General features: G+C 59.8%; 17 protein-coding genes and 3 rRNA genes. 3 read left to right on the top strand and 17 right to left on the bottom strand.

What is annotated here, in order from left to right; all coding sequences use genetic code 11:
- Nucleotides 1–104 precede the first annotated feature (104 nt).
- The 12 genes from IPV69_RS18975 to IPV69_RS18920 all read right to left on the bottom strand — a co-directional run bounded on the left by IPV69_RS18975 (nucleotide 105) and on the right by IPV69_RS18920 (nucleotide 10,233).
- Nucleotides 105–752: an MBL fold metallo-hydrolase gene (locus IPV69_RS18975; RefSeq protein ID WP_206291290.1), complete on the bottom strand. Its 648-nt coding sequence runs from the start codon at nucleotides 750–752 to the stop codon at nucleotides 105–107.
- Nucleotides 753–882: 130 nt separating this feature from the next.
- Nucleotides 883–1,761 carry a dTDP-4-dehydrorhamnose reductase gene (rfbD, locus tag IPV69_RS18970; protein ID WP_206291289.1) on the bottom strand — a complete coding sequence of 293 codons (879 nt, stop codon included), beginning with the start codon at nucleotides 1,759–1,761 and terminating at the stop codon, nucleotides 883–885.
- 71 nt (nucleotides 1,762–1,832) lie between these two features.
- The gene (locus tag IPV69_RS18965; RefSeq protein ID WP_206291288.1) at nucleotides 1,833–2,318 is read right to left on the bottom strand and encodes a GNAT family N-acetyltransferase; all 486 of its coding nucleotides are present in this window, start codon (nucleotides 2,316–2,318) and stop codon (nucleotides 1,833–1,835) included.
- A gap of 117 nt (nucleotides 2,319–2,435) precedes the next feature.
- Nucleotides 2,436–3,194 carry a DNA alkylation repair protein gene (locus IPV69_RS18960; protein WP_206291287.1) on the bottom strand — a complete coding sequence of 253 codons (759 nt, stop codon included), beginning with the start codon at nucleotides 3,192–3,194 and terminating at the stop codon, nucleotides 2,436–2,438.
- A gap of 4 nt (nucleotides 3,195–3,198) precedes the next feature.
- A complete protein-coding gene (locus IPV69_RS18955) occupies nucleotides 3,199–3,615 on the bottom strand; it encodes a hypothetical protein (protein ID WP_206291286.1) in 417 nt (138 codons plus the stop codon).
- Nucleotides 3,616–3,641: 26 nt separating this feature from the next.
- Nucleotides 3,642–4,673 carry a dTDP-glucose 4,6-dehydratase gene (gene rfbB / locus IPV69_RS18950; RefSeq protein WP_206291285.1) on the bottom strand — a complete coding sequence of 344 codons (1,032 nt, stop codon included), beginning with the start codon at nucleotides 4,671–4,673 and terminating at the stop codon, nucleotides 3,642–3,644.
- 56 nt (nucleotides 4,674–4,729) lie between these two features.
- Nucleotides 4,730–5,560 (bottom strand): hypothetical protein, encoded by an 831-nt coding sequence (locus IPV69_RS18945; protein WP_206291284.1) that lies wholly within the window; start codon nucleotides 5,558–5,560, stop codon nucleotides 4,730–4,732.
- Between the two features lie 33 nt (nucleotides 5,561–5,593).
- Nucleotides 5,594–6,466, bottom strand: a complete 873-nt coding sequence (gene rfbA, locus IPV69_RS18940) for a glucose-1-phosphate thymidylyltransferase RfbA (RefSeq protein WP_206291283.1) — start codon at nucleotides 6,464–6,466, stop codon at nucleotides 5,594–5,596.
- Nucleotides 6,467–6,735: 269 nt separating this feature from the next.
- Nucleotides 6,736–7,044 (bottom strand): hypothetical protein, encoded by a 309-nt coding sequence (locus tag IPV69_RS18935; RefSeq protein WP_206291282.1) that lies wholly within the window; start codon nucleotides 7,042–7,044, stop codon nucleotides 6,736–6,738.
- Between the two features lie 148 nt (nucleotides 7,045–7,192).
- Entirely contained in the window at nucleotides 7,193–8,131 is a 939-nt protein-coding gene (gene ispH, locus IPV69_RS18930) for a 4-hydroxy-3-methylbut-2-enyl diphosphate reductase (RefSeq protein ID WP_206291281.1), read from the bottom strand.
- 52 nt (nucleotides 8,132–8,183) lie between these two features.
- A complete protein-coding gene (locus tag IPV69_RS18925) occupies nucleotides 8,184–9,452 on the bottom strand; it encodes an RnfABCDGE type electron transport complex subunit D (RefSeq protein WP_206291280.1) in 1,269 nt (422 codons plus the stop codon).
- Nucleotides 9,453–9,492: 40 nt separating this feature from the next.
- Nucleotides 9,493–10,233: an HD domain-containing protein gene (locus IPV69_RS18920; RefSeq protein WP_206291279.1), complete on the bottom strand. Its 741-nt coding sequence runs from the start codon at nucleotides 10,231–10,233 to the stop codon at nucleotides 9,493–9,495.
- Nucleotides 10,234–10,581: 348 nt separating this feature from the next.
- Here IPV69_RS18920 and IPV69_RS18915 point away from each other — a divergent pair, with 348 nt between their 5' ends.
- The 3 genes from IPV69_RS18915 (at nucleotide 10,582) to IPV69_RS18905 (ending at nucleotide 15,300) form a co-directional block, all read left to right on the top strand.
- Complete coding sequence (locus tag IPV69_RS18915; protein ID WP_206291278.1) at nucleotides 10,582–11,529, top strand: cation diffusion facilitator family transporter; 948 nt, start codon at nucleotides 10,582–10,584, stop codon at nucleotides 11,527–11,529.
- Between the two features lie 154 nt (nucleotides 11,530–11,683).
- Nucleotides 11,684–13,207 carry a calcium-binding protein gene (locus IPV69_RS18910; RefSeq protein WP_206291277.1) on the top strand — a complete coding sequence of 508 codons (1,524 nt, stop codon included), beginning with the start codon at nucleotides 11,684–11,686 and terminating at the stop codon, nucleotides 13,205–13,207.
- Between the two features lie 56 nt (nucleotides 13,208–13,263).
- Nucleotides 13,264–15,300: a G8 domain-containing protein gene (locus IPV69_RS18905; protein WP_206291276.1), complete on the top strand. Its 2,037-nt coding sequence runs from the start codon at nucleotides 13,264–13,266 to the stop codon at nucleotides 15,298–15,300.
- 124 nt (nucleotides 15,301–15,424) lie between these two features.
- On the opposite strand, the gene IPV69_RS18900 is transcribed toward IPV69_RS18905, so the two are convergent.
- From IPV69_RS18900 to IPV69_RS18880, 5 genes are all read right to left on the bottom strand, one after another.
- Nucleotides 15,425–16,666 (bottom strand): PQQ-binding-like beta-propeller repeat protein, encoded by a 1,242-nt coding sequence (locus IPV69_RS18900; RefSeq protein ID WP_206291275.1) that lies wholly within the window; start codon nucleotides 16,664–16,666, stop codon nucleotides 15,425–15,427.
- A gap of 130 nt (nucleotides 16,667–16,796) precedes the next feature.
- On the bottom strand, nucleotides 16,797–17,441 hold the full coding sequence (locus IPV69_RS18895; RefSeq protein ID WP_206291274.1) for a hypothetical protein: 645 nt from the start codon (nucleotides 17,439–17,441) through the stop codon (nucleotides 16,797–16,799).
- Between the two features lie 169 nt (nucleotides 17,442–17,610).
- Nucleotides 17,611–17,718, bottom strand: a 5S ribosomal RNA gene (gene rrf / locus IPV69_RS18890).
- A 417-nt stretch (nucleotides 17,719–18,135) separates the two neighbouring features.
- Nucleotides 18,136–20,988, bottom strand: a 23S ribosomal RNA gene (locus IPV69_RS18885).
- A 665-nt stretch (nucleotides 20,989–21,653) separates the two neighbouring features.
- Nucleotides 21,654–23,158: ribosomal RNA gene (locus IPV69_RS18880) — 16S ribosomal RNA — on the bottom strand.
- Together the 16S, 23S and 5S rRNA genes form the textbook arrangement of a ribosomal RNA operon.
- Nucleotides 23,159–23,452 lie beyond the last annotated feature (294 nt).

Genomic DNA, 23,452 nt, shown 5'->3' with positions numbered 1-23,452 from the left:
CGGCAACGCCAGGACGGCCACATGGCGCGCCGGAGCGGTGGGAAATCTTAACATTGACGGGGACGTGGCACCAAGCCGATCCGGCTTATTCTGGTGCGGGCGAACTAGCCCAGGGGTTCTTCAACGGCCTCGCGGACATATTCGTTCGTCTGTAGCTCATGTGCCAGAGTACTCGGCGTGCAATGGCCGGGAAGCAGACGGGTATCCCCGGGCAGCCTCATGATGCGGCGAATGGACGCGTTTAACGCGGGGTGGCTGCAATCGGGGAAGTCCGTCCGACCAACCGCACCACAGATGATCAGATCGCCGCCGACGAGCAGCTTCTGATCGGCGAAGTGGTAACAGACATGCCCGGGGCTATGGCCTGGCGTGTGGATGACCTCCACTTTCAAGCTGCCAAGCTTCAGCACGTCTCCGTCGTCTACGTAAGCGTCGGCCTTGCGGGCCGGAATGCTGAACGGGAGCGGGAACATGGAATTGGGCTTGAGAAGCTTCGGCTCGTCCAGCCGATGCACAAGCACCTTTGCCTCCGGAAATGCCTCGGTGATGGCGGCGTGATCGGCAATGTGGTCGACGTGGCCGTGTGTGAGCCAAAGGCCGATCACGTTCCAGCCATTCTTCCTGGCCTGGTCTAGCAGTACGCCGACGGTGTTGTCCGGCGCATCAAAGATCACCGCCTGCTTCGCAACTTCGTCGGCGATCAGGAAGCAATTGGTCGAGAACAGCCCGCCTCGGGCGGTGAGAACTTGCATCGCCCTACGGTAGCCGCAGAGAAGGCAAAATCTCAAATGCCGGGCGAGGCGGCAGACTGGAAATCGCGAAACTGAAATCTCCAATTTGACATGCTTGAGATCTCGAATCTTCGGTACGACGGCCCCGAATTCAGGCCGGGCGCGGCAACGCGGCGTACTTGGCCAGTCCCTGTTCCCACGTCGGCATGGGCTTGCCGACAAGCTTCTCGTAAGGCGACAGGTCAAACACGCTCCACGCCGGGCGGTGCGCCGCGTTGGGCTTGACCTGCTTCCATTCGGCGCTGGTGCTGGGATCGAGCGAGGCCGGCGTCACGCCGAACGCCTGCATGATCCCCTGGGTGAAGCCGAACCAGCTCGTCTTGCCGGCGTTGCTCAGGTGCCAGACGCCGTTACCGCCGTTGTCGAGCACATTGAACGTGGCGTCGGCGAGGTCGAACGTGTACGTCGGCGAACCGATCTGGTCGGCAACCACCTTCAGCGGCTTGCCGGCTTTAGCCGCGCCGAGCATGGTCTCGACGAAGTTCTTCCCGTGCGGGCCGTAGAGCCATTGCGTACGGGCGATCATCCACCGTTTGGGCGCGTTCTGCTGCAGCATCTGCTCGCCGAGTAGCTTGCTCCTGCCGTACGCGCTGAGGGGTTCGAGCGGATCGGTCGCCTTCCAGGGTTCGCCGGTCTTGCCGTTGAAGACGTAGTCGGTGCTGTAATGCACCAGTGCGGCGTTCGCCTTGCCACATGCCTTGGCGAGCAGACCGACGAGCGTGCCGTTGACGGCGTTGGCGACATCCGGCACTTCCTCGCACTTGTCCACGTTCGTGAACGCGGCGCAGTTGAGCACCAGCGTCGGCTTGAACTCGTCGAACGCGCGGCTGACATCGGCTTCCTTCGTCAGGTCGTGCGTATCAACATCGATCGAGGCGAACTTGTGTCCGCGGGCGGCGAGGGTCTGCTTGATGGCGTATGCCAGCATGCCATTACCGCCGGCGATGAGGATGGAGTCGTAGAGAGGCATAGTGTTCCGTTGTGGTGCAGGCTTTCCAGACTGCATCGTCAAAGGTGCAGGCTGGAAAGCCTGCACCACAATCATTCCGCCAATTTCGCGATGCCGGGTGCCGTCAGCCGGTAGAGGTTCCACTCCTTCATCCGGACTGCGCCCAGGCTCTCGTAGAACTCAATCGACGGCGTGTTCCAGTCGAGCACCGACCATTCCATACGCCCGCAGTCGCGAGCACTGGCGACCTTTGCCAGCGCGACCAATAACGCTTTGCCGATACCCTTGCCGCGAAGCTCGGGCAACACGAACAAGTCTTCCAGGTAGATGCCCGGCTTGGCGAGCCAGGTCGAATAGTTGTGGAAGAACAACGCAAAACCGGCCGGCTCGCCACGGTAACGGGCGATCAGCACCTCGGCGTAAGGCCGGTCGCCGAAGAGGGTATCGGCAAACATCGCTTCCGTCGCCACCATCTGGTCGGACAGCTTCTCGTACTCGGCGAGGAGCGTTACGAAGCGATGGATGATCGGAACATCGGCGCGGGTCGCCGGGGCGATAATGATGTCAGGATCGGGCATGCCGACATCGTAGGGTCCGCCTTGGCGGACGCGAAGGGCCGATGGTTACGGTGCAGGCGTCGCACGGGCCGGCAACGGGAACGGCTGCAGAAAAAGCCGCGTCCGCCAAGGCGGACCCTACAAGCTTCGCATCGCCCGTTTACAGATTCGCGCCGTCGCCAATGACTTCGAATCCTTCTGCCAGCGTTTGCACAACGTCTTCACCCATTTCGGCTGCGACTTACCGGCGTCGTTCAGCCAGTTCGCGACCGAATCCTGCACGTATTTCTCCCCGTCGGCCCGCAGCGGTTCCAGGATCGGCAACGCCAACTCCGGCGTTGTCTTGAGCAGGTTGATGTGACTGCACCAGACGCCCCGCGGCCGGGTGACTTCGCTGGCAAACCGTCTGATCGCCGGCGAGGCGTCGGCGGTCCATGGCGTCAGCAGTGAGATCGCGGCTTCGATGTTGGCGGCAACGTGCGGCCGAACCGCGAGCCACGCCCATTCACGCACGCCGAAGTGCGGATCGTCGGCCAGCGGGCGGATGCGCGACAACCGATCTTCCAGGGAGATGCCGGGCGTGAGACCGACAACATACGCCGCCCAGCCGCGGACGGTGTCGCTCGGACTTTGCGAAAGCTTCCTGAGGTCCTTCGGCTTGGAATGGTCGAGCAGACACTGCGCCGCTAGCGCCATTCGGCGGGTGATGCCCAGCGCCGGATCAATCGAAGCAAGGCTTTCAGGCCGAACGCCGGGAGCCACGGCCTGCATCAACTTCTGGAAATCGACGGCCAGGCCTTCGACCAGGTTTCGGGCCGCCATGGTGCCGTTGTTCAGCCGGATCAGAACGTCCTGGGGAATGGCTGAGATGCGGGCAGCCGGGCCGGCGTTTGGCATGACGTTACCCCTGGTTCGGCGGCCGCATGATGACAGGAAATCCACCCGTCGAGTTCGGTGCGGGGTTGTCCCAGATCACAGAGACCTTGTCCGTCAGCAGGCCGAGAAACCATCCGCCACACCTGGCCCATCCGGCGTGGGTGTGGCCTTCGAAGGTGCGAACGCAGATCCGGTAAACGGTCTGCCCCTTGCTCGACGTCCAGAAGAATGGCCCGCGAAAAAACCAGCGGAACCTGGCCTCAACGAGCTGTAGCGCATTTGCTTTGGCCCAGTCTTCGAGCATTCGCCGGGAACGGCCGAACTGCCAGAAGAACGTACCGATTGCGACCGCAGCGACGAGCAGAAAGACAGGAAGCACGAACCAGGCCGGCGCTACGCCGCCAGCTTTTGCGATGAAGACAGGTAGGCCTTGCGAATACATCCGTCGTCCTCATCAGGCTCGCGGCGTTACCGTCCCGCGTACTGCGTCTCGTAGTACTTCAAGTACTCCCCGCTCTTGATCGCCCGCCACCAGGACTGGTTATCGATGTACCACTGGATCGTGGTCTTGATGGCGGTTTCGAACTTGTACTTCGGCCACCAGCCGAGTTCCGTCTGGATCTTGGTCGCGTCGATCGCGTACCGGCGGTCATGGCCGGGGCGGTCTTTGACGTACGTGACCACCTCGTCCCAGTTCTTGCCCATCTCGCGGATGAGGGTTTCGGTGATGACGCGGTTGGTGATCTCGTTGTTCCCGCCGACGTTGTACGCCTCGCCGAAGCGGCCCTTGTTGAGCACCGTGTAGATCGCGTCGCAGTGGTCTTCGACGTAGAGCCAGTCGCGGATGTTCAGGCCGTCGCCGTACAGTGGGACCTTCTTGCCTTCCATCAGGTTGGTGACGAACAGCGGAATGAGCTTCTCGGGGAAGTGGTACGGGCCGTAGTTGTTGCTGCAGCGGGTCGTCAGCACCGGCATGTGGAACGTGTGGAAATACGACCGCACCAGGCAGTCGCCACCGGCCTTGCTGGCGCTGTAGGGGCTGTTGGGCTGCAGCGGCGTTTCTTCGGTGAACTTGATCTCCGGCTTGTCCTCCGGCAGCGTGCCGTAGACCTCGTCGGTGCTGACGTACAGGAACTTCTGCACGTTCTTGGCCTTGGAGACGTCCAGCATCACCTGCGTACCGACGACGTTGGCCTGCACGAACGGCCCCGAGCCGAGAATGCTGCGGTCGACGTGCGACTCGGCGGCGAAGTGGACGACCTCGGTCACCTTGTGATCGTCAAACGCCTTGGTCACGGCGGCGGGATCGCAGATATCCCCCTTCACGAACACGAGCTGGTCGGGGTGCTTGGCGAGCAGGTCCTGCAGATTGGCCAGGTTGCCGGCGTAGGTGAGCTTGTCGAAAGCGACGAGCTTCACCTGCTCCTTGCGGTTGAGGAGCATGCGGACGAAGTTCGAACCGATAAAGCCGGCAGCGCCGGTGACGAGGAGAGTACGCATAGTGTTTTGTAGGGCGGGCACTGCCCGCCGGAGTAACTAGCTGCCTTGTCGCGAGCCTAAGCCTGCTCAGAGGAACGTCTTTTCAGCATCAGCGCGATTTCATAGCCCGGCATGAAGTTTTTCGACAATCCCGTCTCGATCTGATAGTCCAAGAGCCTGCCATTGGTACTGATTCGGCAGGTTGCATTCTCGATCCACATCTTTCGAATCGAGGCCCAGCCGATTCGGTCGCCATTCGGTGTTTCGATGCCGCGCAGCGACATCTTCCATCCTCGAGTCCATGGGATCGTTTTGCCGGACTCTATTTCGCTGAGCATGCGAGGTCTAATAATCTCATTCAGGCGGCCAAGGAGCCAATCCAAACCTCTCGTGCTGGGGCCGTCGCTATAAAGCTTTGAACTGAGTTCAATCGGTTTTCCAGACTTCAGAAAGATCATCAGCCGCTGGCCTGACACCCCCCGAACCACGCCAAGGATACGTTGCTCGAATCCGTAGTAGCCAAATCCAACCACATCATTGATGTAGGAGAACTTTTGTTCGCCAGACCGACGAGTCACAACCAGTCCGTTCTCGTAGACCTGGTACACCGGAATATCGATCTTCAACTGGATGTAGAGGATGACCACGAATACTGCGACACACGGGATCAGGACGTAGACACCCTCAGGTCCAAGCTGAAGCACGGCCAAATAGGTTACGAGGGTACTGAGCAGGACACCAATCACCGCGACGAATACTCTATCTTTCAAAGTCGGCGGGCTACGCTCTTGCCGTGTAAAGAGCAACTCTCCATAGTCGACAGTTCCTGTCACTGTTTCCTCCCGTTTCGGCGCCGCTGGCTTTCCGTGTCTTTTGCCTTTTTGGGAGAGCACGGCCAGTCGACGCACTTGAGCCAACACCTGCGGCGGGCCGTGCCCACCCTACTCGGCTTCCTTTAGCACCCGCTGCAGGTACACGCCGTACTCACTCTTGCCCGCCGCCTCGACTAGCTTCTTCAGCTGTTTGGCGTCGATGAACTTTTTGGCGAACGCGATCTCTTCCAGGCACGCCACTTTCAGGCCCTGCCGCTCTTCGAGCGTCTGCACGAACTGGCTGCTGCTCAGGAGTGAATCGTACGTGCCGGTGTCCAGCCATGCGATGCCACGGCCCATGCATTCGACGGTCAGTTCGCCGCGGGCCAGGTACGCCTTGTTGACGTCGGTGATCTCGTACTCGCCGCGGGCGGACGGCTTGAGGTCCCTGGCGATCTGGACGACTTTGCTGTCGTAGAAGTAGAGCCCGGTGACCGCCCAGTTGCTCTTGGGCTGTTTGGGTTTCTCTTCGATGCTGAGGGCTTTAAAGCTCTTGTCGAACTCGACGACGCCGTAGCGCTCGGGGTCTTTCACCTGGTAGGCGAAGACGCGCGAACCCGATTTTAGAGCGGCCGACTGCTCGAGGGATTCGGTCAGGTCGTGGCCGTAGAAGATGTTGTCGCCGAGGATCAGGCAGACGGGCGAGTCGCCGACGAAATCAGCCCCGAGGACGAACGCCTGGGCGATGCCGTTGGGCTGTTCCTGCACCTTGTAGCTGAACTTCATCCCCAGTTGCGAGCCGTCGCCGAACAGGTCTTCGATGCGCGGCAGATCGCGCGGCGTGCTGATGATCAGCACCTCGCGGATGCCGGCGAGCATGAGCACCGACATGGGGTAGTAGATCGTCGGCTTATCGTACACCGGCAGCAATTGCTTGCTGATGCAGCGGGTGAGCGGATAGAGCCGAGTGCCGGCTCCACCGGCCAATAGGATGCCCTTCATCGCAGGATGCTCCGGAAAAACAGCGTTCGTCGGCGGCAACAGACGTCAGCATCGTTATCGTCGATGCCGGGTCGCAACATCAAGACGGTGTCCGAACGGGAAACCCGATGCCGACAAACCGCTGCCTTATCGGACGAAGATCGCGGGAGCATGTGATACCGGATGCGGAATGAGTTCGCTACCTCCTAAGGGATGCGGAACGCTTCGGGGCAAACCCGTCCCGAAGCGTTCGACCGAACCAAGAGCGGCAGTGGCGAGGTTCAAGGCACTTACGGCCGCATCTTGCGCCCTTCTTCGATGAGCTTGTTCCCTTGGGCCTGCTTGGCCCGCCCTTCGGCGATCATGCGGTCGCCTTCGGTGTTGTCTCCCTGTCGCTTGATCGCCAGGCCGCGCGCCTCGCTGGCGGCCCCTTCCTGAACCAGCAGTTCGCCACGCCGGATCGTCGCGCCGGCTTGCTCGTGCTTGTCGGCGTTCTCGAGCGTGCGTTCCCCTTCCGACTTGGTCGTGCAACCTGCGGTTACTCCGCCTGCAACAGCCAGCAGGGCGACCAAACCGGTACGAATAAGCGTGCGACGCATGAGAACCTCCATCGGTAAACGACTGTTGCGGCACGACAAACGTTGCCGGCCCTTCGTCCCGATGGTAGGAGTTGACAGCGCCTACCCCCCGTGAAACCCGCTACATGAAGCCTATTTCAGCCGGCCCGGAAATGCCGGGGCCGGCCACTCAGGCGACGACGGCCAACGATCGCAAGGTCTTGGGCGGAGCGAACGTCACATCCTCGTCGACGAGCGTTCGCGTTTCGACCACACCGCCGAACTCCTGCTGCAGTCGTTCGATCAACTCCTGGACCAGTCGTTCTGGCGCGCTGGCGCCGGCGGTGATGAACACCCCGCCGGCATCTTTGAGCCACGCGGGATCGAGCTGCTTCGCGTCGTCGATCAGGTAGCCCGCCTTGCCGATCTGCCTGGCGGTATCCACCAGCCGCTGAGAGTTTGAGCTGTTCTTGCTACCGACGACCAGCACCACTTCGGCATCGGCCGATAGAGCCGTCACGGCATTTTGCCGGTTCGTGGTCGCGTAGCAGATGTCTTCCTTCGCCGGCGCCTTGATATGGGGGAACTTGCGCTTCAGCGCGGCGATCATGCGGTTTGCGTCGTTCACGCTGAGCGTGGTCTGCGTGACGTACGCCACGCGATCGGCGTTCGGGAGGTTCAGGCGTTCGACCTCCTCTTCATCCTCGACGACAAAGATCTGTCCGGGCGCTTCACCGACGGTGCCGACGGCCTCGTCGTGGTTCCGGTGGCCGATGAATACGATCGAGTAGCCGTCCTTGGCGAACTTCAACACCTCCAGGTGAACCTTGGTGACCAGGGGGCAGGTGGCGTCAATTTCGACCAGGTTTCGCGCCTTGCTCGATTGCCGTACCGCCGGCGAAATGCCATGGGCGCTGTAAACGATCACCGCGCCTTCGGGCACTTCGTCAATTTCATTCACGAAGGTGACGCCACGACTCTGGAAGTCTTCCACGACGTGCTTGTTGTGAACAATCTCGTGGAACACGTAAACCGGCGCGCCCTTGAGCTTGAGCACCTGATCGACAACGTCGATCGCCATGTTCACGCCGGCACAGAAACCGCGGGGGTTCGCGAGGATAATCTTCATCTGGATCAATCTTATCCGCAGACCGGGCGACGCTCTAGGTGGGTGGCGGCAACTACACGAGTGTTCGGGGTGCGAACCAGCGATCGATGATCGGGGCTAGCAGTGCGACGGCAACCAGGGCAATGTACGGCCCGAGCGATACCGTGAGGTATAGCTGGGCCGCCGCCGACGCCACGCCGATCAGGACGGCGTAGAGCGTTCGCGCCCGCCGGACGAGCGGGCGGACGCTCGGTGCCGTCGCCAGGAAGAACGCCATGAACACGGCGGGCCCGGCGGTCATCTGGTAGTTCACAAAGGTGACCGCAGCCGCCCAGCCGACGTCAGGTTCGCGGGGAATGAACCAACGGTAGTACGGGCCTGTTTCGGTGATGACGGTGGGGACGGGGAGAATCAGCAGCGCGGCATACATGGATACCACAACGCCCAGCGGCACGCGGAAGTCGATCACGCCGCGGTACATAAGGAACAAGCCGCCGACGATGACGCCGATCAGGCTCGCACAACCGATGGGCGCGGGGTGCCCGCCGACAACCAGGTCTTCCAGCGGCGGCATGCGGTCCCGAAGCAGTTCGTGCATGGGCATGCGGCCGCGGTCGACAGGAATTTGTCCACGGGTGTACAGGCTGAGCCACTGTGCCGCCGGAACAATCCAGAATGCGTCGCGGCCGCCGTCGGTGGGTCGACGGAGCCACGGCTCACTGGCGATGGAGATCGCGCCAGGCGCGGCTGCGTTGAGCACGTCGCCGCTCAGGATGTGCTTGCGAGCCAAAACCCAGTGCGGGTTCAGCAGGACGGAAAACAGCGAGCCGATCAGCAGGATGGTGTAGACGGCCGGATGAAACCGGCCACCACTGCCACCGGCGAGCCAGAGGATCATCACGACGGCCACACCCGCCGCCGCCGGAAGAGGCCAGGGCGCGGTCGTGAATACGTGCGTCGCCGAGGGGGTTGGTACTTCAGAGGCGAGGTGGGCCGGCAACATGAGGCCCAGCAGCAACGCCAGCCATAGCACCTGGGGTATCTGGAGTTGGCCGCCCCGCCGTCCGATGCGCCGCCAAACCAGTGCGGCGACGAACGCCGATCCGATCACAATTGATACACAGGCCAACGCCCTGAAGCCGAACAGCGTCAGCCCGGCAACCAGGGGCACGGAAGCGCCCAGCGCGTGGACGAGGTAGAACGCCGGTACGTTGACACCGCTGTGGAGGACCGGACCCGGGCGCGACCTTACCCGACAGACGACGCGGGCGCTCTGCGCAAAGTCCAGAGGCCTTTCGGTCGGCGCTTCGGTGGGATTCGGGGAGCTGACGGAGGCGTCCATGCGTGCCGTGAGTGTAACAGCCCCGACGGCCTTGATGCACTCAGGCGACCGACTTGCCCGACCCGGCGACGATTACCGTCGGGGCGATCTGGCAGCTGAGGACCTCTTCGAGCAGGCGGAACTTCTTGCGACGGCTGTAGACGCGGCGTGCTTTGGCGCTGTCCTGATCGAGGTAACACGTCACGTGCAACGTGTTGGCCCGAAGAGCAGAACGACGCGTCAGCCCGAACACGACACGCGGCGGCGCGTGAAACTTGCCGCCAAGGTCTCGGTTATCGAGGCCGTCGGCAGCGCGGAGCAGGGCCAGCGTACGATAAAGTCGTTCGTGGTCGTCGCCGGCGGAAAGAACATCGTCGCGACCCGGCGAAGGGACCTTCCCACGGTGATACAGGGTAAGGTACACCAGGTGTCGCCGTTCGGCGGGCAAGAGGGGGAGCGACCGTTCGCTGCGGAGCAGTTTCGCGCCCTGTTCCGGGTGGGTATCGTCGCAGACGGCCCGGCCGACGTCGTGAACGATGGACGCCCAGCGGAGGAGCCGAAGATCGGCGGCATCGAGTTGATGGAGGTCTCCGACGACATCGAACAAGTCGGTTGCGATGTCGGCGACACGCTGCTCGTGATCGATCGAGCCCAGCGTCCGTTTGACCCAGCGCTCGAGCGAGACATGGACAGCGCAGGAGAGATCGCGATTGGCGACATCCAGCCCAAACGGACCGATCCGCCAGCCGTCAACCGAACGGGCCGTGGAGCGAGTGCCTGGGGTTAAGAACGTGGAAGGCATGAGAACACAAGCCTCGGAGATGTCCAATCACATGTCGGCCGCCGGTTTGCGTTGCCTCGGCAATGGGTGACCGCTTTCCCTAGAACTCCGTTATCGTTCGTAGCGTAGACCGTCGTAATGAGCCTCGTGTAAAGAATCGGTCAAGATTGCATGCAAACTTGGGAAAGATTGACAAAACCAACTGTAGCAAAAAGTGGGGCAGCCCGAAGTGATACGCCGTGTGCGACCGGCATGGCGATCTCAGGCACGAGGCTCTGTGCATCGCCATAGGTCCCAACGACGGTTACACTGCTTTCGTTCTCTCGGACGCAATGATCCTGTTGCCGCCCAAACCCGGCCGGTCTCGTGATGACCCTCATTCCCAAGCCACTTCGCCACATTCCGAAGCTCGAAGCCAAGGCCGTTCTCCTGGCTCTGGCTGTCGGAATCGTTCTGACGAGCGCCAAGTTCACGGGATATTTTCTGACCGGCTCGGCCGTCATTTTCTCAGACGCGCTGGAGTCGATTGTCAACCTGGCCGCTTCGATCTTCGCGCTGTACTCGCTCGCCGTCGCCCATCTCCCTGCCGATGAAAGCCATCCTTACGGCCACGGGAAGGTTGAGTTTCTGGCGGTAGGCTTTGAGGGGGGCATGATCCTGATCGCGGGCATCATGTCGCTCGTCAAAGCGGTGGACGTGTTTCGCAACATCGACCAGGCGTTTCAGCCACAAAACCTGGCCATCGCACTGGTGCTGATGGCCGGTGCGCTGGTCGTGAACGGTATTACCGGGCTGTGTCTGATTCGAACCGGCCGCAAGCTGGGCTCGGTCACACTCGAGGCTGACGGCCATCACCTGATGTCCGATGCATGGACCAGTGTCGCGGCCCTGGTGGCGGTTCTCGCGGTGAAGCTCACCGGCTGGGCCTGGCTTGACCCGCTGGCGGCGATCCTCGTCGCGGGCTACATCGCCTGGGTGGGTATCGGCCTGCTCCGCCGCGCCGAAGCGGGTCTGACCGATCGGCAGGACCGGTCCGACGCCGCCCTGCTCAGCGGGATTCTTGATGCCCACCTCCCCGGCGGCAGCAAGTCCCCGACGGTCTGCAGTTATCACAAGGTCCGCCACCGCCACGCCGGCAGGTATCATTGGGTCGATTTCCACCTGGTCGTACCGGCGGACTGGGATGTTCTTAAAGGACATCAGGTCGCAACGGCGATCGAGGAAGAGCTCGAAGCCGCTATCGGCGAGGGAAACGCGACTGCGCACGTCGAACCCTGCATTCGCGATCAATGCACCCAATGCGGCCGACCCGCCTGACCGGAAGTCGCGACCGCCGCCCAATCGCATGAAAACGACAGCGGAGATGCCCCATTGGCTCCCAGCCCCCGTGGGCCCTTTCTGTTGAACCGGTCGCTTCGGTTGTACCGTCCGTTACATTGGCGGACATCTGCCAATTCAAACGAGGGTACCCATGCGACACAACATGAAAGCCGTCGGCGGTCGCCGGCAGCGTTTTGCATCCGTGGAACGACTGGAACAACGGCAATTGCTCACCACGTCGCTTTCGGCGGCGGGTGTGCTGACCGTCAACGGTACCGCATTAGCCGACGCGGTGACCGTGAATGTGGTCTCAGGCCTTGTGCAGGTGAAGGAAGGCGGCGTCGTCAAGGGAAACTTCACCCCGGCACTGGTCAAATCGATCATCATCAACGGACTGGCCGGTAATGACTCGCTGCAGGTCTTTGACGCCGTCACCGCTCCGGCAACCCTCAATGGCGGCGACGGGGACGACTTCCTCCGCGGCGGCGGTGGCAAGGATGTTCTCAACGGTGGCAACAATAACGACGTCCTCGACGGCGGCCTGAAAGGTGACGTCTTCAACGGAAACGCCGGCATCGACTTCGCCGACTACTCCGCCAGGACCACCGCCGTCAACGTCTCGCTGGACGGCGTCGCCAATGACGGCAACCCCTCGCTACTCGAGAACGACAACGTCATGCCCGACGTCGAAAACATCCGAGGCGGCAGCGCCGGCGACACCCTCGCCGGCAGCGCGCTCGCCAACATCCTGATCGGCAACGGCGGCAACGACACCCTTCGTGGCGGCGGCGGACGCGACGTCCTGTTCGGCGGGAATGGCACCGACACCCTCAACGGCGACGCCGACGACGACCTGCTCATCGGATCGAGGACCACTTACGACACCAACGTGGCGTCCCTCCGGGTCATCGGAGCAGAATGGAGCAATCCGGCGAACAGTTATGCCACCCGAATATCGCGCCTCAAGGCCGGAACGCCGGGGGTGAAACTCGACAAGACGACTGTACCGGCCGACCTGGCAACCGACACCGATACCGCCGGCGCGGGCCAAGACTGGTTTATCACGCACTGGGGCGATCTGGTGAAGGACAGGCTCGCGACGGAAACCGTCACACTCATCTCGAGTCCCATTCGTTTCACTTCCCAGACACGGGAAGTCATCACGTCCGCCGGGCCCGACGGCTTCGACGAAAAGAAGAAGTCGTCCACCAGTCTTGCGGCCTTCACGCAGACGCTTGCGTCATCCTTTGTCGATTATCCGGCGATGGAATCGGCGTTCGGAAACGCGTCTCAGACGTCGAGCCTAAGCGACACGAAATTGAGCTTCTCCGGGAGTTCATCGGCGTCGTGCTTCGACAGTGGAGGGACTGGCGTTTCGTCGTTCCTCGTTAGCTTCTATCTTGATGAGCCGCGAGCCTACACACTGACTTACACCTGGTCGCGCGAGGGCAACGACGGCCGTTCCGGTGTAGCGGTCCGGCTTCGGCGCGGGGCGACATCATTGGTGGATTTCGTCAAGGACGACGGAACCCACCCCAACACCGTAGCCAGCAAAAGTGGGACACTGCAGCCCGGCCAGTACACCCTCGAGTTGATCAGCAGTGCCTCTGCCTTCGGTTTCGAGAACACGAAGGCCGGACTGTCCGCCGTGCTTACGACGACACCCGCTGCCTGATGGGGCATACACCAAATGCTTTCCGAACTGGCGCGGCGCGGTGTTACCATGCGACCATGAGAATCAACCGGCTATCAGGCATCCTGCTCCTGCTGGCGGCCAGTGGCGTTTGCGCAGCCGCTGAAAGCGCCCCTACCGTGAGCACCGTTCGGTCAGGACGCTGGTCCGATGCAAAGATCTGGGACAATGGAAAGGTTCCGGCGGGCGGGTCGCGCGTACTTGTACGACGTGACCACGAGGTGACGTACGACATCATCACTTCGCAGCCACTCCGCTCCGTCCATATCGCCGGCTTGCTGACGTTCTCCCGCGAAAGAAACACCCGCCTTGATGTGGGGCTCCTGAAAGTCCAGGAAGGCGAGGACGTCAGCGAGACCGGCTTCGACTGCACGGCGCATATCCGACCCGCCGTTGCCGTACCTCAGCCCGACAATACGGTGGCGGACATGCTTGCACCCACACGGGGTGCACTCGAGGTCGGGACGGCTCAGGACCCGATCCCTGCTGGTGTATCTGCGGTCATTCGCCTGACGGCGTTCGAGGGTGCCGATCGAAGTTCGCTGCCGGCGATCGTCTGCTGTGGCGGGCGCATGGACTTTCACGGCGCGCCGATGTCACAGACTTGGACTCGCCTCGGCAGTGCCGTCGCCAAAGGCGATGGTGCCGTCAGTCTGCTTGATACGGTGACCGGATGGCACGTCGGCGACCGGGTCCTTCTCACCGCCACCACGCGTCAGATCAAGCGCAACCAGACCTTCCGCCCCTCCACAAAAGACAGCACACAGACTGAAGAACGCCTGATCACCGCAATCGACGGCCAGAAGCTCACGCTCGACCAGGCGGTGGCGTTCGATCACACCGCCGACGGCGACTACCGCGGCGACATCGCCAATCTGTCGCGGAACGTGGTCGTGGAATCCGCCGACCCAAAGGGCATCCGCGGCCACACGATGTATCACCGTAATTCCCGCGGATCCATTTCGTACGCCGAGTTCCGACACCTCGGGAAGGAGGACGTGCTGGGTCGTTACAGCCTTCATTTCCACCTGGCCGGCGACACGATGCGCGGCACGAGCGTGATTGGTGCAAGCATCTGGGACAGCGATAACCGCTGGATCACCATTCACGGTACCAACTACCTGGTCGTCCGCGACTGCGTGGGCTACCAGTCCAAGGGCCACGGCTTCTTCCTGGAGAATGGAACGGAAGTCTACAACGTGCTTGATCGGAACCTTGCCGTTCAGGCGTACATCGCCAAAAAGCTTCCTGACCAGGCATTGCCGTTTGATGCCAACGACGGTTCGGGGTTCTGGTGGGCGAATAGCCTCAATGCCTTTACTCGGAATGTGGCCGCGGAGTGCGACGAATACGGGTACTTTTTCCAGGCGATGGAGACGCCTGCTTTCAAGCTGACCTTGGATGTTCGCCGACCGGATGGATCGCACGCCCCGACGGATGTCCGGACGCTGCCGTTTCTTCGCTTCGAGGACAATGAAGCCAACTGCCAACGGCGACACGGATTTAATCTTGGAGGCGGCGTTCCGTTCGGAACCGGTGTCGCGGGTGTCGGGCCGGACGTGCAGCACCCGTTTGTGATCCGCAACTTTCGTGTTTGGAACTCTCACTGGTCCATTCATCCCGTGTCACCTTCGGTGATGATCGACCGCCTCGACTGCCACGTGTGCGAGTACGGTATTTGGCGACCCGTGTACAAGGATCACGCATACCGAAACATTCGGCTCGATCAAATTGCGGTAAGTCCGGAGTTTTCGCCGCAGGGCCGCCGGCCAGTCGAAGCGGATTATCCGAAGCCGCTGGACATCGTGGACGATCTGCCGCCGGTCACCGTTATCACCGGTCACGCGCGGCGCGAGGGCAAGATCCTGGTGCGCGGCACCACCATTGACGACGGCGCGGTGAAGTCTGTCCGGATCAACGGCAAGGAGGCCCATTCGTCACGCGCGAACTACGCCGAATGGGAGATCGAGTTGGAAGCGGCCAGCAAGGCGCCGATCGAACTGGAGGCCGTCGCCGAAGACGCCGCCGGCAACCTCGAAAAGACGCCACATCGCTTGAGGGTGGAAGGCAACTAGTCGCGCCGTCCGCGGCCGAAAAGAAAAGCGTCCATCGGCCGGTCGGTCCGATGGACGCTGCTGGTGCGATGCAATTTGTTCTCCTAAGCGACGACCAGATCGCCTTCATCCAACGCTCACTCGACTACTTGCCTTTGACGTCAAAGCTGAAGATCAGTTCCTGGTCCCGCAGGTACATCTTCCCGTTCGCGATCACGGGGTGCGTCCAGACCTTGCCCTTGGGGTTTCGGTTTTTGGTCTGTGGCGTGAGCGTGAACCGGCCGTGCTCCTTCCAGCCTTCCGGGGATGCGTCGATGATCACGACCTGGCCGTCTGATTCGCCGAGCAGGTACAGTTTGCCGTCGGCGAAGGTGATGGCGCCCTTGCCCAGCGCCTTCTTCTCGGCCCAGACCTGCTTGCCGGACTTGAAGTCCTGGCAGACCCATCCGGCCTTGTCGGAATAGCCGTAGAGGTGCTCACCAACGAGCACCACGCCGCCGTGGTGATTGATTATGACGTCGTTCTGATAGACCTCCGTCACCTTATTTCCCGAGCCGATATTGACCATCTTGCAACCGACGCCGTAACCCGCGGCGACGTAGACGTTGCCGCTGTGGTAGATCGGCGTCGGAATGACGGCCGTCTTGCCTGGGAAGTCGGTCACCCACAGCACCGCGCCGGAAGAAGGATCAAGGCCCACGACCTTGGCCATCGTGCGCTGAATGAACTGGCGCTTGCCGTCGTGATCGACGGCGATGATCGATGAATACTGCGCGCCTTCAGTGAAATCGGCGCTTTGCCAGAGCACTTTTCCGGTCTTCTTGTCGAACGCCGCAACGGCGCCCTTCGCCCCGCCGGGGGTGCAAACGACTTTGTCGCCGTCCACGAGCGGGCTTTCGGTATATCCCCAGCCGGGCGTCTTGCCGCCGAGGTCGCGCATGGACGCTTTCCAGACGGTCGTACCGTCGGACGCCTTGGCACAGATGAGATTTCCCTGGCCGCTGAGGGTGTAAATGTGTTCGCCATCGACAGTAGGCGTCCCGCGAGGACCGTCGCCCCAACCATTGGTCAGTAGAGCACCGATCGGAACGGCCCACTTCTGGCTCCCGTCCTTGACGTTCAGCGCGATCAGCATTTCGGTATCGCCGCGAGCGCCCATCGTATAGAGGGTTTCGCCGACGACCGCGAACCCGGCATAGCCAAGTCCACCGTCTTTATAGATCCAGTCGAGCTTCGGTCCGCCGGCCGGCCACTGCTTCAGGAGTCCCGTCTCCTTGGAAATGTCCGTCCGATCCGGTCCGCGCCACTGCGGCCAGTCGGCTAGCACACCAGCGCCCAAGGACGATGACAACAGAACGGCCGCAGCCAGTTGCTTGATGCTTTTCATGTGGGTCTACCTGATTTGTAACGGGATAATGGCGTGGTCTTTCACGCCTGGAGGGAAGCATACCGAGTACTTCCACCGACAGAGAACTCAGAAGTCGTGGAAAATTGTGGCTCTTTTACAGGCCGTAGGGCTAATGCTGAGGCAGAACGAGTTCAACCTCCATGAACTGGTCCGGCTCCCTGGCGTATGCCGTCGCGAGCTGGGTAAGGGTCGTCCAACGCGTCTTGTGGTGGGCCCGCTCAAAGTTCGGAGGCTCGGCGGGAAGCGCAGCCAGCAGTTCCTTCCGCATGATCATGACGCGGATCTTGCGTGTTTTCAGATCGCCGGCAGATTCAAAGGTCAGACAGACAAGGAATGTCGCGGATTGGACGGGAATACCTATGTCGCGACGGAGAAAACCATCGGCGAATTTCTCGCTCAGCTCGTTCAGCACGGCATTGAGCATGAACCAGCGATCGTTCTTCTCGAGTGGCAACAGGGCACTATTGGCATCGGTGCGCGACGCCGCGTCCACGATCCGCTCGGTCGCCACCTTGTTGAGGAAGACATCGATCGTGTTCTTCTCGATCAGCGTACGGATGCGGAGCGTGTTATCGGTAATGCTGTTAAGCGAGAAGTTGACCCGCTCAAGGAATTCCTTGCGTGCCCATTCACGCTGGGCTCTCCGCCGCCCAATCCACGCGCCGAACAAAATGCTGAACAGAGAGATGAGTATCTGATGCCAGTGGCTTTTGAGCAGATCCACCAGGTGCTGGAAAACTTCGCCAAAGTCCATACCGGCATCGTGACACGGCCACCAAGAGATTCAAGCGGCGACCGACACATCGGCCGGATTCACGGCTTGCGGTCTCCGCGTCAGAGAAATGGATGAGCCCCCACTGCGTTCTCGCCAAACGAACAACGCCCGGCTCTCGATGAAGAGAGCCGGGCGTTGCGATGTAAATTGCCGGCAGTGACCTACTTTCCCGCTGACGCAGTATCATCGGCCCCGCGGGCTTAACGACCGTGTTCGGAATGGGAACGGGTGTGGCCCCGCGGGTATAGCCACCAGCAAAGGCCGAGTACATCGTTTCCGGTGTACTCGGCTTGGATTGCCAAGTAAATGTAAGGTTCAAGTCGCCTTCCGCGTCGCTCGCGTTGCGAGGACGGCAGAGACGTTAATCACATGCTTCGTAAAGGGTTCTTCTAATTCAGACTCTTCATCACCGATCGGGTTGCTGATCAGGACATGAGCGTTAAAGCTCCTGTCCGTTCCAGGCAAGCCGATGGGCTTGTCAAGGATGGATCAGTCGAACCACTCTGCGACCCGCAGGGCGTTAAGCCCTGCGTTTGTATCGTCGAGCGTGACGAGCGAGGCATTCAGAAGTGGGAGCCTTTCGACATCGAACGCTTTCGCATTCTCTGTCTACTGACTACCGACGACTGACTACTTCCGCTCATCGCCTCTTTTGCAACGATGATCGATAAAAGTGGTCAAACTGTCGACCGTTAGTACCGGTAACCTGAAGCTATTTCTAGCCGTACAGCTCCGGCCTATCAACCGGGTGGTCTACCCGGGGTCTCTCGCGGACGAATCCGCATGGAATCCTCGTTTTGGCATTGGCTTCACGCTTAGATGCTTTCAGCGTTTATCCGTTCCCGACATGGCTACCCAGCCGTGCCCTTAGCAGGACAACTGGTACACCAGGGGTCAGTCCTTCCAAATCCTCTCGTACTATGGAAGAATTGCCGTCAAGATTCCCACACCCACAGCAGATAGGGACCGACCTGGCTCACGCCGGTCTGAACCCAGCTCGCGTACCACTTTAATTGGCGAACAGCCAAACCCTTGGGACCGCCTTCAGCCCCAGGATGTGATGGGCCGACATCGAGGTGCCAAACCGCACCGCCGCTATGGACGCTCGGGTGCGATCAGCCTGTTATCCCCAGCGTACCTTTTATCCGTTGAGCTATGGCCCTTCCACACGGGACCACAGGATCACTAGGACCGCCTTTCAGCTCTGCTCGTGCTGTAGCACTCGCAGTCAAGCGGGCTTATACCCTTGCGCTCGACGACCGATTGCCAACCGGCCTGAGCCCGCCTTTGTACTCCTCCGTTACTCTTTTGGAGGAGACCGCCCCAGTCAAACTAACCACCTAGCACGGTTCCCTGACCAGATTCATGGCACAGGGTGAGATGACGAATGCAAACAGGGTGGTATTTCACCAACCGCTCCCCGCTGGCCAGAACCAGCGGATCAACGCGTCCCACCTATCCTACGCAGTCCACAACCGGCATCAGTACCAGGCTATAGTAAAGGTGCATGGGGTCTTTCCGTCTTGCTGCGGGGAGGCGGCATCTTCACCGCCACTTCAATTTCACCGAGTCTGCGGTCGAGACAGCGCCCAAGTCGTTACGCCGTTCATGCACGTCGGAACTTACCCGACAAGGAACTTCGCTACCTTAGGACCGTCATAGTTACGGCCGCCGTTTACGGGGGCTTCGGTCGCCAGCTTTGGGACGTATCCCTAACCGACTTCCTTAACCTTCCCGCACCGAGCAGGCGTCACACTGTATACATCCTCTTGCGAGTTAGCACAGTGCTGTGTTTTTGATAAACAGTCGCCCAGGCTGATTCCTGCGCCCTCTCTTGCGAGGAGGGACCCCTTCTCCCTAAGTTACGGGGTTAGATTGCCTAGTTCCTTAACCGCAGTTCTCTCGAGCGCCTGAGGATACTCTCCTCGCCTACCTGTGTCAGTTTTAGTACGGACAGTGCTTTGCCTGCAGTGCTTTTCTCGGCTCTTTCGCCACAGACTTCGGCAACAAAACGGCCTCGATCTTGCGAAACCTCCACGACTAATCGGAGGATCTGCTTGGAAAAAGCGCACACTGCTTTGATCTCTACACCGGTGCAGGAATATTAACCTGCTGTGCATCGTCTACGCCTTTCGGCCTCGACTTAGCTCCCGACTAACCCTGGGCGGATTTACCTTCCCCAGGAAACCTTAGGCTTTCGGCGTGCAGGATTTTCACCTGCATTATCGTTACTCATGCCGGCATTCTCACTTGTAATCGCTCCACCACTCCTTACGGTATGGCTTCAATGCGGATTACAACGCTCTTCTACCGCTGCTTACGCAGCTCGCTGCTTCGGTATCCAACTTATTCCCGATCATTTACGGCGCCGCTCTGCTCGACTAGTAAGCTATTACGCACTTTTTAAATGGTGGCTGCTTCTAAGCCAACATCCTAGCTGTCACAGCAGAATGACTTCCTCACGAACTAAGTTAGATTTAGGGACCTTAGCAGGCGATCTCGGTTGTTTCCGTCTCGACCGCGAAGATTATCCCTCGCGGACTCACTCCCAGGGTACGTCCTATGGTATTCGGAGTTTGGTAGAGGCGTGTAGGCGGGTAGCCCCACGTCCTCTTTCAGTAGCTCTACCCCCATAGGATATTTACCTGAGGCTGCCCCTAAAGGCATTTCGAAGAGAACCAGATATCTCCCCGTTTGATTAGACTTTCACTCCTCCCCGCAGCTCATGCCAGAACTTTTCAACGTTCACGGCTTCGGTCCTTCTGTCCCTTTTACGGAACATTCAACCTGGCCACGGGTAGATCACGGGGTTTCGGGCCGCACGCACACAACTCAACGCCACTTTAAGACTCGCTTTCGCTTCGGCTCCGGTGCTTGACACCTTAGCCTTGCTGTATACGTGCACTCGCCGGCCCATTATGCAAAAGGTACGCCGTCACCCATTCCCTTGCGGGCATAGGGCTCCGACCGCTTGTAAGTGTATGGTTTCAGGTACTTTTAACTCAGCTAACAGCTGTACTTTTCATCGTTCAATCGCCCTACTTGTTCACTATCGGTCATCGAGGAGTATTTAGCCTTGGCCGGTGGTCCGGCCAGCTTCACACGGAGTTCCACGAGCTCCGTGCTACTCTGGTACGCCTCTCAACGCCTATTACACTTTTCACATACGGGGCTTTCACCCGCTATGGCCGGCCATTCCAAACCGTTCTGTTAAGTGCTTTTCAGCTCGAAGCGCCCGCAACCCCGGGACGAATCCCGGTTTGGGCTTTTCCGTGTTCGCTCGCCGCTACTGACGGAATCCATGTCTGTCTCTGTTCCTGCGGTTACTTAGATGTTTCAGTTCACCGCGTTCGCTCTACCTGCCCTATACATTCAGGCAGGAGTCACCCGAAGGTGGGGTTTCCCCATTCGGAAATCTCCGGATCAACGCTTGTTTGCCAGCTTCCCGGAGCTTATCGCAGGCTACAACGTCCTTCATCGCCTCTCGATGCCAAGACATCCACCATACACCCTTAAGAGTTTGACCACATTTATCGATCACCGTCATTCGGATTGCCAATCGCTCATTGCCGATCGCCGATTGAGTTTCCTCAACCTGCTAACGACCACTTGCTCCTGGCAACTCGAAGGCATCGCAGCCAGACTTGGAAGAAGTTACTTCCCAAGCCCAACTCGGTGCCACAACGGGCGAGTTGCAACGTCGTCGGAAAACCAGGCCTCGTGCACGAGTGCTTCGATCTCGACCGCCTGACCTTTCGATCATTCAATCTCAACCTTCAACACCCGAACCTTCAACCTGCCGACGCGATTCGATAACGGATCAGTCGCCAAAAAAGGTGCTCGACGACACCTCCCCGACCTGTTCCTATAGAACACAGATCAAGACGAAAAGACCTGCTGGCTGGGTGCCAGCTAAAAATGGGGAGGCGTCGCAGAGGTTTACTTTACTTACAGTAAACCTTGAACCTTATCATTCACTTGTCAAAGAGCCATTGCGATTCGCGATTGCTCGCATCTCACAACAATCGTCACTGTCAGCTTTCGCAGACAGTGACGAAGCGTTTCAAGAATAGTGTGTTGGAAGCCCTTCTAATACGTTGCCGTACGAGTCGCCGTCATTGCTGACGGGACGAGGCTGTGCTGACATTCAGTCGACAGATTGCTCTGATCGACGTTCTAAGTATCCCTTAGAAAGGAGGTGATCCAGCCGCAGGTTCCCCTACGGCTACCTTGTTACGACTTAGTCCCAGTCACCGAACCTAGCGTAGGGACCACTGTGATGTGGCCACTTCGGCTATTTCCGGCTCCCATGACTTGACGGGCGGTGTGTACAAGGCTCAGGAACATATTCACCGCGTCGTAGCTGATACGCGATTACTAGCGATTCCAGCTTCATGGAGGCGAGTTGCAGCCTCCAATCTGAACTGAGGGATGATTTGTGCGATTTCCTCCACCTCGCGGTCTCGGTTCGCTCTGTGCATCCCATTGTAGCACGTGTGTGGCCCTGGGCATAAAGGCCATGAGGACTTGACGTCATCTCCACCTTCCTCCGGTTTGACACCGGCAGTCCCCTTAGAGTCCTCGGCATAACCCGTTAGTAACTAAGGGCAAAGGTTTCGCTCGTTAAGGGACTTAACCCGACATCTCACGACACGAGCTGACGACAGCCATGCAGCACCTGTACCTGTTCCGGCCCTTGCGGGCTGTACCCCACTTTCATGGGGATAATCCAGGCATGTCAAGCCCAGGTAAGGTTCCGCGCGTTGCTTCGAATTAAACCACATGCTCCACCGCTTGTGTGAGCCCCCGTCAATTCCTTTGAGTTTTAGCCTTGCGACCGTACTTCCCAGGCGGTCCACTTAACACTTTTGCTTCGACCATGACGGCGTCAGAGCCGCCACCATCTAGTGGACATCGTTTAGGGCCAGGACTACCGGGGTATCTAATCCCGTTTGCTCCCCTGGCTTTCGCGTCTCAGTGTCAGATCACTCCCAGCAGCCTGCTTTCGCCTTTGGCGTTCCAAATGATATCTACGCATTTCACCGCTCCACCATTTGTTCCAGCTGCCCCTGAGTGCCTCAAGACAGGCAGTATACCCAGCAGTTCCACGGTTGAGCCGTGGGATTTCACAAGGTACTTACCCATCCACCTACACGCGCTTTAAGCCCAGTGATTCCGCCTAACGCTTGGCACCTCTGTATTACCGCGGCTGCTGGCACAGAGTTAGCCGTGCCTTCCTCTGGGGCTCCTCAGATCTTGGTAACCCCTGACAGGAGTTTACATCCCGAAGGACTTAACCTCCACGCGGCGTCGCTCCGTCACACTTTCGTGCATTGCGGAAGATTCGTTACTGCAGCCCCCCGTAGGAGTCTGGGCAGTGTCTCAGTCCCAATGTGGCTGGTCGTCCTCTCAGACCAGCTACGCGTCGTCGCCTTGGTGAGCCGTTACCTCACCAACTAGCTGATACGATATCGCCTGCTCCCTCACCGGATTACTCCTTTGAGAACCAAACCATGCGATTCGGTTATATCATCTGGTATTACCTGCAGTTTCCCGCAGCTATCCCAGCGTGAAGGGTACATTAGCGATACATTACTCACCCGTCCGCCACTGACGTATTGCTACGCCCGTGCGACTTGCATGTCTTAGCCACGCCGCCAGCGTTCAGGCTGAGCCAGGATCAAACTCTTCAATTGAATTTCTTGGCACTTCTCCATCCTCATGCACCGCGTAAGAACCTCTCGGCCCTCATAGACGGCGACTAACAGTTTCAGTAGAAGCGTTTATCCTCGAAACGAGTTTGTCCAACACCTCCGAGTTAAGACAACTCGAAGGCGTCTTTACGAACCAACCGTCGGCTAGGACGATCGGCCCGCCGAGCTTCCATCACCACCACTCTCGCGGCAGCAACTTCAACTCGGATTTGCAAGGCTCAAACACTCTCTTCTGGCTTTCGGCCCCCGACACGGCTAAGCACCGGGGGACCGGCT

Origin of the sequence: Humisphaera borealis (assembly GCF_015169395.1) — a bacterium.
Classification (GTDB): domain Bacteria; phylum Planctomycetota; class Phycisphaerae; order Tepidisphaerales; family Tepidisphaeraceae; genus Humisphaera; species Humisphaera borealis.
Note: the sequence above shows the minus strand (reverse complement) of the source record. Positions and strands in the feature narration are given on the sequence as shown.